14 protein-coding genes and 1 tRNA gene are annotated in these 15681 nt (G+C 73.0%); 7 read left to right on the forward strand and 8 right to left on the reverse strand.

Features of this window, described 5'->3' with window-relative positions:
* Positions 1–3: 3 nt before the first annotated feature.
* Positions 4–1215: a DUF4032 domain-containing protein gene (locus ACIBO1_RS06610; RefSeq protein ID WP_350699248.1), complete on the reverse strand. Its 1212-nt coding sequence runs from the start codon at positions 1213–1215 to the stop codon at positions 4–6.
* 135 nt (positions 1216–1350) lie between these two features.
* Here ACIBO1_RS06610 and ACIBO1_RS06615 point away from each other — a divergent pair, with 135 nt between their 5' ends.
* Entirely contained in the window at positions 1351–2082 is a 732-nt protein-coding gene (locus ACIBO1_RS06615) for a phosphatase PAP2 family protein (RefSeq protein ID WP_396742459.1), read from the forward strand.
* A gap of 9 nt (positions 2083–2091) precedes the next feature.
* Positions 2092–3324 (forward strand): APC family permease, encoded by a 1233-nt coding sequence (locus tag ACIBO1_RS06620; RefSeq protein WP_396742039.1) that lies wholly within the window; start codon positions 2092–2094, stop codon positions 3322–3324.
* Between the two features lie 12 nt (positions 3325–3336).
* Here the strand turns inward: ACIBO1_RS06620 and ACIBO1_RS06625 are convergent, their stop codons facing one another.
* The 3 genes from ACIBO1_RS06625 to ACIBO1_RS06635 are packed head-to-tail and all read right to left on the reverse strand — an operon-like array spanning position 3337 to position 5990.
* A complete protein-coding gene (locus tag ACIBO1_RS06625) occupies positions 3337–3690 on the reverse strand; it encodes a hypothetical protein (protein ID WP_396742041.1) in 354 nt (117 codons plus the stop codon).
* Positions 3687–4160 carry a hypothetical protein gene (locus ACIBO1_RS06630; protein WP_396742043.1) on the reverse strand — a complete coding sequence of 158 codons (474 nt, stop codon included), beginning with the start codon at positions 4158–4160 and terminating at the stop codon, positions 3687–3689. Before ACIBO1_RS06630 ends, ACIBO1_RS06625 begins: the two co-directional genes overlap by 4 nt.
* Before the next feature lie 33 nt (positions 4161–4193).
* The gene (locus tag ACIBO1_RS06635) at positions 4194–5990 is read right to left on the reverse strand and encodes a potassium channel family protein (RefSeq protein ID WP_396742045.1); all 1797 of its coding nucleotides are present in this window, start codon (positions 5988–5990) and stop codon (positions 4194–4196) included.
* A 92-nt stretch (positions 5991–6082) separates the two neighbouring features.
* Between ACIBO1_RS06635 and ACIBO1_RS06640 the strand changes: the two genes are divergently transcribed.
* Both ACIBO1_RS06640 and ACIBO1_RS06645 read left to right on the forward strand, forming a co-directional pair.
* Complete coding sequence (locus tag ACIBO1_RS06640) at positions 6083–6553, forward strand: MSMEG_6728 family protein (protein ID WP_396742461.1); 471 nt, start codon at positions 6083–6085, stop codon at positions 6551–6553.
* A gap of 210 nt (positions 6554–6763) precedes the next feature.
* Positions 6764–8290 carry an FAD-dependent oxidoreductase gene (locus ACIBO1_RS06645; protein ID WP_396742047.1) on the forward strand — a complete coding sequence of 509 codons (1527 nt, stop codon included), beginning with the start codon at positions 6764–6766 and terminating at the stop codon, positions 8288–8290.
* Between the two features lie 63 nt (positions 8291–8353).
* Here the strand turns inward: ACIBO1_RS06645 and ACIBO1_RS06650 are convergent, their stop codons facing one another.
* Complete coding sequence (locus ACIBO1_RS06650; protein ID WP_396742049.1) at positions 8354–9121, reverse strand: enoyl-CoA hydratase/isomerase family protein; 768 nt, start codon at positions 9119–9121, stop codon at positions 8354–8356.
* Positions 9122–9287: 166 nt separating this feature from the next.
* On the opposite strand from ACIBO1_RS06650, the gene ACIBO1_RS06655 reads away from it, so the two are divergent.
* Positions 9288–10313, forward strand: a complete 1026-nt coding sequence (locus ACIBO1_RS06655; protein ID WP_396742051.1) for a glycosyltransferase family 2 protein — start codon at positions 9288–9290, stop codon at positions 10311–10313.
* Positions 10300–11466, forward strand: a complete 1167-nt coding sequence (locus tag ACIBO1_RS06660; protein WP_396742053.1) for a glycosyltransferase — start codon at positions 10300–10302, stop codon at positions 11464–11466. Before ACIBO1_RS06655 ends, ACIBO1_RS06660 begins: the two co-directional genes overlap by 14 nt.
* A gap of 60 nt (positions 11467–11526) precedes the next feature.
* Here ACIBO1_RS06660 and ACIBO1_RS06665 read toward each other — a convergent pair whose 3' ends face one another.
* The 3 genes from ACIBO1_RS06665 to ACIBO1_RS06675 form a co-directional block, all read right to left on the reverse strand.
* Positions 11527–13110, reverse strand: a complete 1584-nt coding sequence (locus ACIBO1_RS06665; protein ID WP_396742055.1) for a hypothetical protein — start codon at positions 13108–13110, stop codon at positions 11527–11529.
* A complete protein-coding gene (locus tag ACIBO1_RS06670; RefSeq protein WP_396742057.1) occupies positions 13107–14030 on the reverse strand; it encodes a hypothetical protein in 924 nt (307 codons plus the stop codon). The genes ACIBO1_RS06665 and ACIBO1_RS06670 overlap by 4 nt, the downstream gene beginning before the upstream one ends.
* A gap of 133 nt (positions 14031–14163) precedes the next feature.
* Positions 14164–14240, reverse strand: a tRNA-Thr gene (locus tag ACIBO1_RS06675).
* A 324-nt stretch (positions 14241–14564) separates the two neighbouring features.
* Here ACIBO1_RS06675 and ACIBO1_RS06680 point away from each other — a divergent pair.
* Entirely contained in the window at positions 14565–15656 is a 1092-nt protein-coding gene (locus tag ACIBO1_RS06680) for a sn-glycerol-3-phosphate ABC transporter ATP-binding protein UgpC (protein WP_350699237.1), read from the forward strand.
* Positions 15657–15681: the final 25 nt, after the last annotated feature.

Raw genomic sequence — 15681 nt, forward strand, 5'->3', positions numbered from 1 at the left:
AGGTCAGCGGGGCGCCGGAATCTCCACGCCGAGCACCGCCTGCTCGTCGGGGCGGTGCACCAGCACGTCGCCGAGGAACGAGTGCACCGCGTGCCGCATGCCGACGTCCCGGCCGGCCTCCTCGGAGAGCAGCCACTTGTGCTCGATGATCTGCGCGAACAGCTCCTGCGGCTCCAACTTGCGCCGCAGGTGCGCGGGCACCGCGCGGACCACCGGCTCGAACACCTCGGTCAACCAGCGGTGCGCGGCCTGCTGCTCGTCGATCAGGTCGCTCTCCGCCCGGTACGCGTCGAGGTCGTTCAGCAGCCTGCGGGCCTGGTTCTCCTCGGCGTCCAGGCCGGTCAGCCGGAGCAGTCGCCGGTGGTGGTAGCCGGCGTCGACCACCTTCGGCCGGATCAGGTACCGCCCGTTGTCGATCGTCGACATGGCCACCTCGGCCACGTCGAAGCCCAGTTCGTTGAGTCGCCGGATCCGACCCTCGACGTCGTGTCGGGCGTCCCGCTCCACCTGCTGCTCGTAGGTGATCTCGTGCCAGAGCCGCTCGTACCGCTGCACGACCTCCTCGCAGACCACCTCCGGGTCGATCGAGTCGTGCAGCAGGCCGGCGGCGGCGAGGTCGAGCGCCTCGCCGAAGATGTTGACCCGGGCGATCTCCAGGTCCTCACCACGCTGACCGTTGGAGAGCGCGCTGCGCAGCGCCCCGGTCTCGGCGTCGACCAGGTACGCGGCGAACGCGCCCGCGTCCCGCCGGAACAGTGTGTTCGACAGCGAGCAGTCGCCCCAGAAAAAGCCGGTCAGGTGCATCCGGACCAGCAGCGCGGCGAGCGCGTCCAGCAGGCGGCCCATCGTCTCCGGCCGCAGCGTGTGCGAGAACAACGCCCGGTACGGCAGGGAGAACTGGAGGTGCCGGGTGATCAGCACCGGGTCGAGTGGCTCACCGGCGTCGGACTGCCGGTCGGCGACGATCGCCACCGCCTCCACCGACGGGAAGTCGATCCGTTCCAGCGCGCGCAGCAGGTCGTACTCCCGCTCGGCCACCCGCTCGCCGGTCTCCTTGACCGCGTAGACGAAGCCGCCGAGGCGTACGAAGCGCACCACGTGCCGGGAGATGCCCTGCGGCAGCGCGACCAGGTGTTCGGCCGGCCACTCCTCCAGCGGTGTCGACCAGGGCAGGTCGAGCAACGCCGGGTCTACGAGGGCCGAAGTGATCCGCACGGCGTCAAGTCTGACGGCTCGCCGCCCGGAACGCTTCCCCGCGTGGTCGGCCCCACAGTGCCGAGGCGGAGGCGCGGTCCGTCCGTCCGGGCGGGCCGGTAGCGTGGCGGGGTGCGGGAAACGACATCCCGGAGGCTGCGCCCGGCGCCGGTACGCCCGGCCGGCTGGTGGTGCGACGCCCTGCTGATCGCCGGGTTCGCGGCGCTGACCGCAGTGCTCGCCACCGGCCGGTACTACGGTCTCGACCTCGTGGTGAGCGAGTGGGCCTTCGCCCACGCACCGACCCCGTTGTACTGGATCGCCCGGGCGTTCAACCTGCTCGGTCAGGGCGGCGGGCTGTTGCTGCCGCTCTCCGGCGGACTGGCGGTGGCGGTGGCCTGGCGGCGCCGCACGATCCGGCCGTTCCTGCTGGTGGGGGCCGCCTTCGTGATCACCATGCTGACGATCGGCCCGCTCAAGCTCTGGACCGACCGGGCCGCACCGACCGCCTCGGTCAAGGAGCCGTTCCTGGCACCGGAGGAGGCGGTGCAGATCTTCCACGATCTGCCGGCAGACGCCTACTCGATGTCGTACCCGTCGGGCCACGTCGCCAACGCGATCGTCTGGTACGGCGTGATCGCCGTGCTGCTGCTCTCGCTGACCGCCGGCCGGCTCCCGACCGGGCTCTACCGGCTGGTCCGGTACGCGCCCCCGGCGATCCTGCTGGTCACCACCACGTATCTGAACTTCCACTGGCTCACCGACGGGCTGGCCGCACTGCTGCTGGGCCTGTTGCTGGACCGGCTGCTGCACCGGGTGCCCTGGGACGGGCTGCCGCTCCCCGGTCGGCTACGCGATTGGAGCGCGCCGTTCACCGAACGCCCCTAGGCTGCCGCCGTGGAACGGTTGGCACGGCGGTTGGGCGTACCGGACGCGGTCGTCATCGGTCTGGGGTCGATGCTCGGCGCGGGCGTCTTCGTGGTCTTCGCACCGGCCGCTGCGGCAGCCGGCGGCATCGGGCTGCTGGTCGCGCTGGCGCTGGCCGGTGCGGTGGCGTTCTGCAACGCGACCAGCTCGGCCCGGCTGGCGGCCCGCTACCCGGAGTCCGGCGGCACCTACGTCTACGGCCGGGAACGACTCGGTCCGTTCGCCGGATTCGTCGCCGGCTGGGGATTCGTGGTCGGCAAGACGGCCAGTTGCGCGGCGATGGCACTGACCGTCGGCGCGTACCTCTGGCCCGGGCAGGCCCGGCTCGTGGCCGTCGCCGCCGTCGTCGCGGTGACCGGCGTGAACCTGCGCGGGGTCACCAAGACCGCCACCGCCACCCGGGTCCTGGTGCTGGTCGTGCTGGCGGTGCTGGCCCTGGTCGCGGTGGCCGGCGCGACCGGCGTCCAGGTCGACCGGATCGACCAGCCCGGCGGCTCCGCGCGGGGCGTGCTCACCGCCGCCGGGCTGCTCTTCTTCGCCTTCGCCGGGTACGCCCGGATCGCCACCCTCGGTGAGGAGGTGCGCGAGCCGGAGCGGACCATCCCTCGGGCGGTGCCGCTGGCGCTCGGCCTGGTGCTGGTGATCTATCTGGTGCTGGCCGTGATCGCGCTCGGGGTGCTCGGGCCGGACCGGCTCGCCGGATCGACCGCGCCGCTGGCCGACGTGGTGAGCGCCGCCGGGCTGCCCGGCCTGGCGTGGGTGGTCCGCGCCGGGGCGACCGTCGCGGTGACCGGGGTGCTGCTGTCGCTGCTGGCCGGGGTGGGCCGCACCACGCTGGCGATGGCCCGCCGCCGCGACCTGCCCGCAGCACTGGCGGCCGTGCACCCCGTACACCGGGTGCCGCACCGCGCCGAACTGGCCGTCGCCGCCGTGGTGATCCTGGTGGTGGCGCTCGGCGACGTCCGGGCCGCGATCGGCTTCTCCAGCGTCACCGTGCTGGTCTATTACGCGATCACCAACGCGGCGGCGCTGACCCTCGGACGGGACCCAGCGCGGAGGCTGCCGGTGCGGGCACTCGCGGTGGCGGGGCTGGTCGGCTGCGTCCTGCTCGTGGTCAACCTGCCTCTGACCAGCGTGCTCGCCGGCCTCGGGGTACTCGCCCTCGGTGCCGCCTGGTACGCGCTGCGCCCCACCCGCGCCTGACCTCTGCCCGGTTCACTCGGTCTCCCGGGGATGGCCGGTGCCGACGTACGTGAGCCAGACCGTACGTTGCTCGTCGTCGACGAGATACCAGATCCGGCCTCCGCCGGTCACCTCGTACTGCCAACGCTCCAGTTCCTGGCCCTTCCAGGCGGCCGAAGCGAGGGAACCCTTGAGACGGTGTTGACGCTCGGGTGAGAGGCGCGAACGGGGAGCGCTTCGCAGGATGTCGAAGGCCCGCCGCAGGTTGCCCGGTGCGTGACGAGCGAGATGTTCCCAACCGTCGGCTGCCGCCGAGTCGGCGAAGCGCAGGTCGTACTCGCCCGCCAGGGCCGGAGGTGCGGCACGGTCGCCTCGTTTGGGGCTCACCGGTCCGCGCCAGGTTCTGTCACCGGCCCCAGGTCGCCGGCCGGTTCCCTGGTCACCCGCTCCAACAGGACCGGGTCCGCATGGATCTCGGCGGTGTGCCGCCACTGCGTCAACAGCACGGCGATCGGCGAGAGGTTCTCCAACGAGGCAGCTCCCTGGGCGACCGTGACCAGCTCGTTCAGCAGCTCCGTCACGTCATCCGGCGGGAGGAAGGCGACCCACGGCAGTGCCTCGCCGAGCACGCGGCGAACGACATCGGTCGACTCCGAACGGACGAGACCCGCCAACAGCCGCGCGGTGAAGTCGATCACCACCGCGTCCCGCTCCATTTGGTCGGCCGACGTCAGGGCCAGGTCGTCGGCGCCGCGACGACGCAGCCGGAGGGCACGCACCTGACCGAGTCGCTCGGCCGCGGCCGCGGGACGATGCAGGAACTCGCTGAACGGAAGCTCTTCGTAGACCGCCGACACGACTTCCACACTACCGTGGAAGTCTGCGGACCGTCACTCATCGGCCTCGCGCGGGACCGGCGGGCCTGTCTGCGCCGGTGGCTCCGGCTCGGGCGGCGCGACCTCGCGGAGCAGGGAGTTCAGCCCGGCCCGGCGGGCCATCACGGTGAGCCGGTCCCCCGCCGAGACCATCATCCGCCGGTCCGGCGACCAGTCGAGACGCTGCCCGACCCGGGCGTGCGCGAGCAACCGGACGCTGCCCGGTCGGCCGACGCTGGCGAGTGTCCGGCCGTCCAGCCTCGAACCGGCCGCCACCGCGACCTCGGTCACCAGCAACGCGTGCCGGCCGACCGGGATGGTGGCGATCACCGCGCGGTCCAGCAGGGCCGCCGCGAACGACGGTGCCGCCAGGTAGGAGACGCTGCGGGAGGTGCCGATGCCGAAGGCCCGCTGCACCCGCTCGGCGAAGTCGCCGTCGAAGAGCCGCAGCACCACCCGGAGCTGGTCGTTCACGGTCCGGCCGTTCAGCGCCGCCCGCAGGTTGGCGCCGTCGTCGGTGGAGACCACCACCAGCGCCTGGCAGGTGGCGATCGAGGCGGCGCGCAGCGTCTCCTCCTGCGCCGCGTCACCCACCACCAGCGGTACGCCCAGCCGCCGGGCCAAGCCGGCACCCCGGGCGTCGGCGTTGCTGTCGATCGCGACCACCTCGACGCCGAAGTCGTTGAGCTGGGCCATCACCCGGGTGCCGATGTTGCCCAGCCCGACCACCACGACGTGCCCGGAACGCTCGATGAAGTTCCGCCCGGCGTGCAGGGCCAGCCGCGCCCGGACAACGCCGTCGACGACCACCGCCGTGATCAGCGGGATCAGGGCCACTCCGGCGAGGTTGAGCACCACCTGCATGACCTTCTCGGCGCTGTCCTTCTCGACGTCCGGGTCCTGCCCGGTGAGCGTGGTGACCATGGTCAGGTAGAGCGCATTGGCCCAGGAGACGTGAGCGGCGCGCCCATAGAGGGCACCGAGCGCGGCGATCACGGCGAGCAGCACGAACACCGCGATGCCGATCTTGCGGGTGGCGAAGCCCCGCACGGCCCCGAACAGCATCGCGACCGGGCGTCGCCGACGTCGGGCGCGGACCAGCCGGCGGGCGGCCAACTCGGTGCCGGCCGGACGGCCGACGGCCTCCGCGAGCACCACGTCGGCGTCCTCGTCGTCGGCGGGAAGCACCAGGTCCTGCTGGGGGTCGCGGGTGTCGGCCACCCCGCAGACGATCTCGCTCGGGCGTACGTCGTCGCGGCGGGCCACGTACAGGGTGCGCCCGCCGTGCCGGAAGTGCGTCGGCGCGACCTCGCCGAGCGCGGCGGCCACGAAGGCCGGGGCGGCCATCGAGGCGTCGGAGAGCACCGACGAGTCGGGGAAGATCTGCCGTACGCCGTTGGCCAGGCCGGTGTTGAACATCCGCACGACCAGCCGCAGCCGGGGCTCGACCTCCTGTGCGCAGAGGGCGGCCTGCATGTTGCCCACGTCGTCCTGGTGCAGCAGGGCCAGCCCGGCCGCACCGGCCAGCCCGGCCCGGCGGAACGTGGCCTCGTCCAGCCGGTCGGCCGGGATCACCTCGATGCCGGGCAGGTCACGCCCGTCCGGGCCGGGTGACCGCTGTCGCTCGGGCACGATCAGGGTGATCCGCAGCCGCCCGGCCTGCGTCTCGGCGGCCAGCATCGCCCGCACCACCCAGTACGCCAGGGGATCCTGGCCGCAGACCACGTAGTGCGCCCGTGGCTCCCCGTTGACCCGTAACCGGCGGCCTGCCCGCCGGGCGCGATCGAGCAGCGGCTCCGCCATGCTTCGCATGGTAAACAGCCGGTCGCAGTCCGCGCAGCCCCGCGACGATCATGAGAGTCCCGGCCCGGCATGTCCGGGTCGTGGACGGGTACGGCAGCCCCATGCAGACCTTCCTGCCGTACCCGGACTTCCTGGCCAGCGCCAGCACGCTGGACCAACGGCGGCTCGGCAAACAGCGGGTGGAGGCGATCCAGGTGTTGCGTGGGCTGACCCGCCCCGGGTACGGCTGGCGTCACCATCCCGCTGTCAAGATGTGGACCGGTTACGAGGAGGCCCTCACCCGCTACGGGCTGGACGTCTGCGCGGTCTGGTGCGCGACCGGACGGGCCGACACCTGCGCCACCACGTTGACCGCCGACCTCGCCGCAGCCCGGGGCATCGAGCGGGTCCGTACCCAGCAGGAGTTGGCCGAGGCCGGTGAACTGCCGCCCTGGCTGGGCCGCGCCGACCTGCACCTGAGCCACCGCTCGTCGCTGCTGCGCAAGGATCCCGCGCACTACCGCCCGATCTTCGGCGACGACACCCCCACCGACGTCGAGTACGTCTGGCCGACGTCCGACCGCCGCGGGTAAGGGGGCCGCGGGTAAGGGGGCCGCGGGTAAGGGGGCCGCGGGTAAGGGGGCCGCGGGTAAGGAAGGGTCCCCTGCTAACGCCTCGTGTATTACAAGGGTCCCCTGCTAACACGAGAGCGCACCGGCACGCACAGCGACACCGAGCGCACCGGCACGTACGGCGATCCCGAGCCCCGTCGGGCAGACTGAGGGGCCATCGGGAGGTGCGGTGTGAAGCTGTCACAGGTGTTCGGTCGGCTCATCGGCGTACGGCCGCACCAGGTGGACCCGGGCGGCGGTGGCGCGACCCAGGTGCCGCATCCGGTGCAGGCGGTCGTGGTCGGTGGCGGCATCGCCGGGATGTCGGCGGCGGTGGTGCTCGCCGAACGCGGTGTCGAGGTGACGGTGCTGGAGGCCGCCCCGACGCTCGGCGGCCGGCTCGGCGCCTGGCCCGACACCCTCGCCGACGGCACCGGGCAGGTCGACGAACACGGCTTCCACGCCTTCTTCCGGCAGTACTACAACTGGCGCAACATCCTGCGTCGCATCGACCCGACGCTCCGCTTCCTGCGCCCGGTGCCCGGCTATCCGGTGCTCAGCGCGCAGTGGCCGACCGAGGAGTTCGGACGGTTGCCGCCCGCACCGCCGGCCAACCTGCTCACCCTGTTGGCCCGCAGCCCCAGCCTGCGACTACGTGACCTGCGCACGATGGACCGCGACGCCGCCCTGCCGCTGCTGACCTACCATCCGGAGCGCACCTACGCCGAGTTCGACCACCGCACCGCCGACGAGCTGCTCACCTCGCTGCGGCTGCCGGACCGGGCGCGGGCCATGCTCTTCGAGGTCTTCTCGCACTCGTTCTTCAACCACGAGGCGCAGATGTCGGCCGCCGAGATGATCGCGCAGTTCCACTTCTATCTGCTCGGCAACCCCGAGGGGCTGGCCTTCGACTGCCCGGACGAGGACTACGCCACCGCGATCTGGCAGCCGCTGACCCGGCACCTGGAACGCCACGGCGGTCGCGTGCACACCGGCGTCGCGGCGACCATGCTGGACCGCGAGGACACCGGCTGGCGGGTACGCACCAGCGACGGCTCGTACCCGGCCCGGCACGTGGTGTTGGCCCTCGACCCGCCGGCGCTGGCCGACCTGGTCGCCGCCTCCCCGACACTGGCCGAGGCGGCACCGGCGCTGGCGGCGGCGATGCCCGCGTACGGTCGGCCCGGTCCGCCGTACGCGGTGGCGAGGCACTGGTGCGACGGGGACGTGGACCCGGGTCGGGCGACCTTCAACGGGGTGTCCCGCCAGTCCACCCTGGACTCGGTCACGCTGTACCACCGGCTGGAGGAGGAGCCGCGACGCTGGGCCGCGCAGACCGGCGGCTCGGTGATCGAGCTGCACGCGTACGCCTGCGATCCGGACGTGTCCGCCGACGAGCTGGCCGACCGGATGTGGGCCGACCTGGGCGCGCTCTGGCCGGAGACGCACCGGTTGCGAATCCGCGAGCGGCGCGCCCGGGTGGAGGCCAAGGCCCCCGCCTTCACCCCCGGAAGTCATCCCGGACGGCCCGGGGTACGCACCGAGGCCGCCGGGCTCTACCTGGCCGGCGACGGCATCCGCACCGACTTCCCCAGCGCGCTGATGGAGCGGTCCGCGGCCACCGGCATCCTGGCCGCGAACCACATCCTGCGGGCCGAGGGCGGCGCGGCCGAGCCGATCCACTCGGTACGCCCCCGGGGCCTACTCGCCCGTCCCTGAGCCGCCGGGTCGCGTCCGCCCCTGACCGGCCGGGCCAGGGCGGGACGGGCCAGGGCGGGACGGTCAGCCGACCGTCGGCGGGGTCCAGCCGAAGCGGGCCGGACGGCGTTCGTGGAAGGCAGCGACGCCCTCCCGGGCCTCGCCGCTGTCTCGCGCCTGCCCGTGCCACCAGGCGATGCGATCGGCGTCGACCCGACCGTCCACGATCTCCTTGGCGGCGGCGACGCTGAGCTGCGAGCGTTCGGCGATCGTCGCGGTGAGCGCGTCGACCCGGGCGGCCAGACCGGTGCCGGACAACACCTCGTCCACCAGCCCGGTGCGCAGCGCCCGGTCGGCGTCGACCAGCTCACCGGTGAAGAGTAGGTGCTTGGCCGTCGACGGGCCGACCAGCCGGGTCAGCCGCCGGGTGGCCGGTGCCGGATAGACCAGGCCGAGCCGTGCAGGTGGTACGCCGAACCGCGCGTCGTCGGCGGCCAGCCGCAGGTCACAGGCGACGGCCAGCAGGCAGCCACCGCCGACGCAGGCGCCCCGCACGGCGGCGACGGTCGGCTTGGCGAAGTCGGCCAGCCGCCGCTCCGCCACGTCCACCACGTTGCCGTCGCCCGGGTTCAGCACCTCGTCGAGGTCACCGAGATCGGCACCGGCGCAGAAGGTGCCGTCCGCGCCGGTGAGCACCAGGACGCGTACCGCCGGGTCGGCCGCCAGGCCGTCGAGCAGCACCGGGAGCTGCCGCCACATCGCCGTCGTCATCGCGTTACGGCGGCCCGGGTTGCGGATCACCACCGTGGCCACCGTGCCGGTCACCTCGACCACGAGTTCCGCGTCCGCCACCACCCACCCCCTTCGACGGCCTGAGGGTAACCCGCACCGGCGCCGCGCCCGTCCGGTGACCCGAGCTGTACGCCTGGTAGCTGCCCGGCATTCACCGACGAGCCGCCCACGCCTGACAGCGTCACCGTGCGCACCTACTTCCCGCACCCCGAGCGAGCAGGTGATCATGGCTTCCACACCCCAGGTCAGCGTGGTCGTGCCGACCTTCGCCCGACCCGCGTTGGTGACCCGCGCGGTCCGCAGCGTCCTCGCCCAGACCGTGACCGACATCGAGGTCATCGTGGTCGTCGACGGACCGGACGCCGCGACCGGCGCGGCCCTCGCCGAGATCGGTGACCCCCGGGTACGGGTGGTGGAGCTGCCCGGCCGGGGCGGCGCGCCGAACGCCCGCAACACCGGCGTACGCGAGGCCCGCGCGCCGTGGACGGCCCTGCTCGACGATGACGACGAATGGCTGCCCACCAAGCTGGCGGTCCAGCTCGACGTCGCCCGACGCAGCCGCGTACCGAGCCCGGTGGTGGCCAGCCGTCTGATCAACAAGATGCCCCGGGCGGAGTTCGTGCTGCCCCGCCGGCTACCCGAGCCGGGCGAGCCGATCAGCGAGTACCTGACCGTGCGCCGGGGCCTGTTCCACGGTGACGGCTTCATCCAGACCTCGACGATCATGGCGCCGACCGAGTTGCTGCGCCGGGTGCCGTTCACCGTCGGCCTGCGCCGGCAGCAGGAACTCGACTGGACCGTCCGCGCCACCGGCCACCCCGACGTCGAGCTGGTCTTCGCCGCCGAACCACTGGTGCTCTGGCACCAGGACGAGGACCGGCCCCGGATCAGCCTCAGCTCGCCGTGGGAGGCCCAACTCGCGTGGCTACGCGGCATCCGACCGCTGATCACCCCACGGGCGTACGCGGCGATCACGATGAGCATCATCAGCTCGATGGCCGCACCCACCCGCAGTCTGCGGGTCTTCCGCCTGCTGCTGGCCGAGGCACGCCGGCACGGCAGCCCGAGCCTGGTCGACTACCTCACGTTCGCGCAGATCTGGCTGATCCCGCCGACCCTGCGCCGCCGGGTACGCGACCGCATCCTCGGCCGCCGGGCCGTACGCCCTGCCCCGGCCGCGCCTTCCGCCGCAGCCCCGCCTTCCGTGGCGATTCCGGTGGCCACGGAACTCGGAGCCGATGTCGGACGCTAAGGTCGCCGTGATCTGGCGGAGTTGCCTGCTGCCCGGCTCGGAGACGTTCGTCCGTCACCAGGGCGACGCGTTGCCCACCTGGCGTGCCGTCTATCTCGGCGCGATCCGGGTTGACTCGCCGTTGAGCCGGGACACCGACGTGCTGCTCTGCCCGGACACCCCCCGTGGTCGCCGGGACTGGCTCCGGCTGCGACTGACCGGCGATCTGCCCCGACTGCACCGGCTGCTGGCCCGACTGCGGCCCGACGTGGTCCACGCCCACTTCGGCGGGGACGGCTGGCTGGTCAGCCGTGCCGCGACCCGGCTCGGCATCCCGCTGGTGATCACCCTGCACGGGCTGGACGTCACCCGTCAGCCGACCGTCCGGGGCTGGCGGGGCGCCCGGCACCGACGCCACCTCCGGACCGCCTTCGACCGGGCCGCACTGATCCTGGCCGTCTCCGGCCCGATCCGCGACCGGGCGCTGGAGCTGGGCGCGGACCCGGCCAAGGTACGCGTGCACCACACCGGCGTGCCGGTACCCGCCGAGCCGCCGACCGGCCCGAAGAACTGGGACGTGGTCTTCGTCGGCCGCTTCGTCGACAAGAAGGGCGTGGACGACCTCGTCGAGGCGCTGAGCCTGCTCGCCGACCTACGCCCCCGCACGCTGTTCATCGGCACCGGCCCGCTGCTCGCCCCGGTACGCGCCCAGGCCGAACGCTCGGGTGTCGACGCGACATTCGCCGGGGCGCTGCCACCGGACGAGGTGCTGCGGCACGTCACCGGGTCCCGGGTGCTCGCCGCTCCGTCGCGTACCGCCGCCGACGGCGACACCGAGGGCCTACCGACCACGATCCTGGAGGCGGCGAGCCTGGGCGTACCGGTGGTGTCGACGTACCACAGCGGCATTCCCGAAGCGGTCACGCACGAGGTGACCGGCCTGCTCGGCCCCGAGGCCGACCCGCCGGCCCTGGCCGCCAACCTCCGTCGGCTCCTCACCGACACCCCGCTACGCCACCGCCTCGGCGAAGCGGCCCACCGCCGCGCCGCCACCCACTTCGACCTCCACCGCCAAACCCGCACCCTGGAACACCTCTACGCCACCCTGAGCACCCCCACCCCCCGTCCCTCCCCCGTCGATCATGGAGTTGCGGCAAGCGATACGCGTCTTTGAGCCCGTTTTGCACTCACCACAACTCCATGATCGGCGCGCCGAGGGAGGGGTGGGGAGGGGTCAGGTGGGGCGGCGCAGGTGGTGGAGGGCGGTGCGGGCGGAACGGCGGGCAGTGCGGGCACCGGCCAGCAAGGCTCGGGCGGCGCGGGCGGTCGGGGTGCCGCTGAGCAGCGAGACGATCCGCCGCAGCCGCGTCAGCTCGCGGTCGCGCTCGGCCAGCGTCCGTTCGTACCACTGCGCCAGGGCACGGGCCTCGGCCAGTTCCCGCGCCAGTTCGTCCCGGTCGATCAACAGCTCCCGCCACCCTCGTGCGGTGGTCTGGGTACGGTCGTCGGCGAACGACTCCGGTTCCCGCCCGGACAGGGCGGCCAGGGTGGCTGCCAGTTCGCCGGGCGGCAGGAGGTGCGCCAACCCGGCATCGGCCGTCCGGGCCGCCAACCGACGCAGCACCGACCCGACCTCCGCCGACCCGACCTGCGCCGACTCGGTTACCGCGACGGCGTGCCAGGCGCTGTCAGGTGCGACCACCACCTGGTCCCCCGGCACGTCCGCCAGCGGACCGGCCTGCCAGGCGGTGAGCAGCGCACGCAACCCGGGCAGCTCCCGCCGCGCCGTCGCGGTCAAGGCCAGGTCCTCGACGGTACGTCCCGACGGCACGACCGTCCCGTCGGCGAACCGCCATCCGCCGGCCGGACCACGGCGGACCTCTCGACGCCGACCGTCCCGCATCAGCACCCCCGCCGGAGGCCGACCCCCGACCTGATCGGTGGCCTCGTCGGACACGTCCGGAGTGGAGCCGGCGGCGGTCAGGCGCTCGGCCAGCAGCACCCAGCCGGGAGCCGACTCCGTGACACCGCCGTGCCGGAGCGCCAGCATCGTCAGCCGAGCCGGATCGGCGAACGGCGGCACCGCGCCCGGCCGGTCCGAATCGGCGGCTCCGGTCGGCTGGGTGGTGCTCAGGGTGGCCTGGAGGAAGCCGGTCAGGTCGGCGTCGGCCAGCAGCTCGGTACCGAGCAGGGCGGTCGGCGTCCAGGGAGAGGGAAAGGTGGCCCAGGTGCCGACGGTCCACAGGCCGGACGCCGCCAGCCGGTCCCGCAGTCGGGGCAGACCGGCGGGGCGGGTGTGGTCGTACTCGTCCGGTGCGGTCCAGTCGGAGTCGGTGCGTGGCGGCGGCGGAAACGGCAGCCGGTGCAGCCCGAGGGGGTTCTCCGCGCCGAGCAGCAGTCGGCCGGTGGGGCGCAGCATCGACGTCAGCAGGTCGAACCGGTCCGTCCAGCTCAGCTCCGGGCCCTCCACGGAGGCGAGCCGCCCCAGTCCGTCCAGCGCGACCAGGCTGTCGTACTGCGGCGAGGCGGGCAGTCTCTCGGGGCCGCCGCAGTACACCTGCACTTCCGGACGGTCGGCGTACCGGGCGGCCAGTGTCTCGGCGTCCGCCAGTCCGCGTACCAGGATCGTCAGGTCGGGCGAGGGCACCGTGTCGAGCAGGTCGGGGTGGTGCGGGCCGACGACCAGGGTGCGTCCACCGACGGCGGTCAGCAGCGCGGCCAGCGTCGGCCCGCCTACCGGGCCGGGGCCACGGGACCCGTCGAGGTCCGACCAGGCGAGCATCTCGCCGCCGAGCAGACGCGGGCTTCCGGAGGTCATGCCGGCGTCCGATCGGCGGACGCCGCCCGCGCACCCCGCCGCGAGCCCGGGGCAGGCAGCGGTGCCGGTACGACCGCAGGGGCACCCGGTGGGGCCGGTACGGCGGCCGGGGTCGGCCAGCGGAACAGGTGGCGCAGCTCGGCGGGCGTGAGCAGGCGGTCGGCGCCCAGCTCGGCGTCGGCCAGGGCCCGGGCCACGGTCACGTCCACCCGGGGGCCGTGCAGGTCGGCCCACTGACGGCGGATGCGTGGCTGGCCGCCCCAGACGGGGGTCTCACCGGCCAGGTGCATCGGGTCGCCGTACACGGCGGGCTCACAGCCGGCCAGGATGCCGTAGAAGATCGCGCTGCACAGCCGGTTGGAGGCGACCCGCCGGTGCCGGCGCAGTTCGGCGAGCTGCCGGACGAGGAACTCCGGGTCGAGGTCGGTCCACCGGCCACCCCGATAACCGTGGCAGACGACCCGGAAACCGGCCCGCTCGTAGTACCGGCGGACCCGCGTCGACCGGTACTCCTGCCAATAGAGGCAGACCGTCACCGGGCCCGGCTCCACGGCCCGGATCTCGTCGACCAGCCGACCGTGGTCGCCCAGGATCCGTTGCCCCTCCCAGCCGTGGAAGGGATACCAGAGGGTGCCCTCCCGCCGGGACGGCCCGTCGGGAGTCATGGCGGTCAGGTACGCGAAGGGCGCGCCGAGGACGTACGTCCGCCGGTGCCCGAGGGACCAGGCGCGTCGACGCGTCCGCTCGGACCAGAGGAACAACGGCATCCCGGGTACGAACTCGTGGTCGGGGGCCATCCCGTCGCCGATGTTCCAGCCGTGCTGCAGGTAGCCGGGTACCCGGGGCGGCTCCCGGTCGTCGAGCCCGCAGTAGCGGGCCAGCAGGTGGGAGTGCCCGTAGTAGTGGTTGGCGTGGTGCACGGTGTGGGTGTCCCTGGGGGTGGCGGGGGGGGGGGGGGGGGGGGGGGGGGGGGCCCCCCCCCCCCCCCCACCCCCCCCCCCCCCCCCCCCGGCCACGACGAGGTGTCGCCCGGTGTTCCGTGCGCGATACGGATGGAGCCCCCGGCCGGGATCGAACCGGCGACATCCCGCTTACAAGGCGGGTGCTCTGGCCAGCTGAGCTACAGGGGCGTTGTTTCCCGGTCAGCATAGCGACCGACGTCTGCTTTTCCCGCTCGGCAGGGGTCCCGAGCACGGGAAACGTCAACATCCCGACCTGCGGGCGTCGATTCGTGTCCGACCGTGCCCGAGTGACCGGAATGCGAATGCTCTCAGTCCCATCCATCGTCCCGAACCTTGGCATTGCGGCGAAAGCCGTTTACCGTGCAGTGACACGGACGACACCGGGGTTTTCCTCACGTCGTCCGTCGCGCCGGTACGGGGCTCCCGTGCCGGTCGCTCCTTCACTCGGATCGTCCGGCACGTTCCTGCCGGTGAAAGGAAGCGCACCCCCTCATGGCTACGGTCACGTACGCGAAGGCGTCCCGGATCTACCCGGGCACCGAACGCCCCGCGGTCAACCAGCTCGACCTCCAGATCGGCGACGGGGAGTTCCTCGTCCTGGTCGGCCCCTCCGGTTGCGGTAAGTCCACCAGCCTGCGCATGCTCGCCGGCCTGGAGGACGTCGACGACGGCGCGATCTACATCGACGACCGGGACGTCACGCACCTCCCGCCGAAGGCCCGCGACATCGCGATGGTCTTCCAGAACTACGCTCTGTACCCGCACATGACGGTGTACGAGAACATGGCGTTCGCGCTCAAGCTGCGCAAGACCTCCAAGGCCGAGATCGACCGTCGGGTCAAGGAGGCGGCGGCGCTGCTCCAGCTGGAGGAGTACCTCAGCCGTAAGCCCAAGGCGCTCTCCGGTGGTCAGCGTCAGCGTGTCGCGATGGGCCGCGCCATCGTCCGGGAGCCCCAGGTCTTCCTCATGGACGAGCCGCTGTCCAACCTCGACGCCAAGCTCCGGGTGCAGACCCGTACCCAGATCGCCTCGCTGCAGGCCAAGCTCGGCGTCACCACCGTCTACGTGACCCACGACCAGGTCGAGGCCATGACCATGGGTCACCGGGTGGCGGTCATGCTCGACGGTGTGCTCCAGCAGGTGGACACCCCGCGTGCGCTCTACGACACCCCGGCCAACGTCTTCGTCGCCGGCTTCATGGGCTCGCCCGCCATGAACATCAAGACCGTGCCGCTCACCGAGCAGGGCGCGGCGTTCGCCGAGCTGTTCGTCCCGCTGACCCGCGAGCAGGCCGAGGCGGCCCGCGCCGAGGGTGGCGACGGCAAGGTCACCGTGGGCTTCCGCCCGGAGGACTGCGACATCGTCAGCCCGACCGAGGGCGGCATGCCGGTCGTCGTCGAGCTGGTCGAGGACCTCGGTTCGGACGCCAACGTCTACGGGCACGCCGCCCTGGACGGCTCCTCCGAGCGCTTCGTGGTGCGGACGGACCGGCAGCACAGCCCGAACATGGGCGACACGATCTTCGTGAAGCCGCGTACCGGCCGCAGCCACGTCTTCCACGCCGCCAACGGCAAGCGGATCTGACGTAGCAACCGCGAAGGGGCGGTCC

Origin of the sequence: Micromonospora sp. NPDC049903 (assembly GCF_044460945.1) — a bacterium.
GTDB lineage: Bacteria > Actinomycetota > Actinomycetes > Mycobacteriales > Micromonosporaceae > Micromonospora.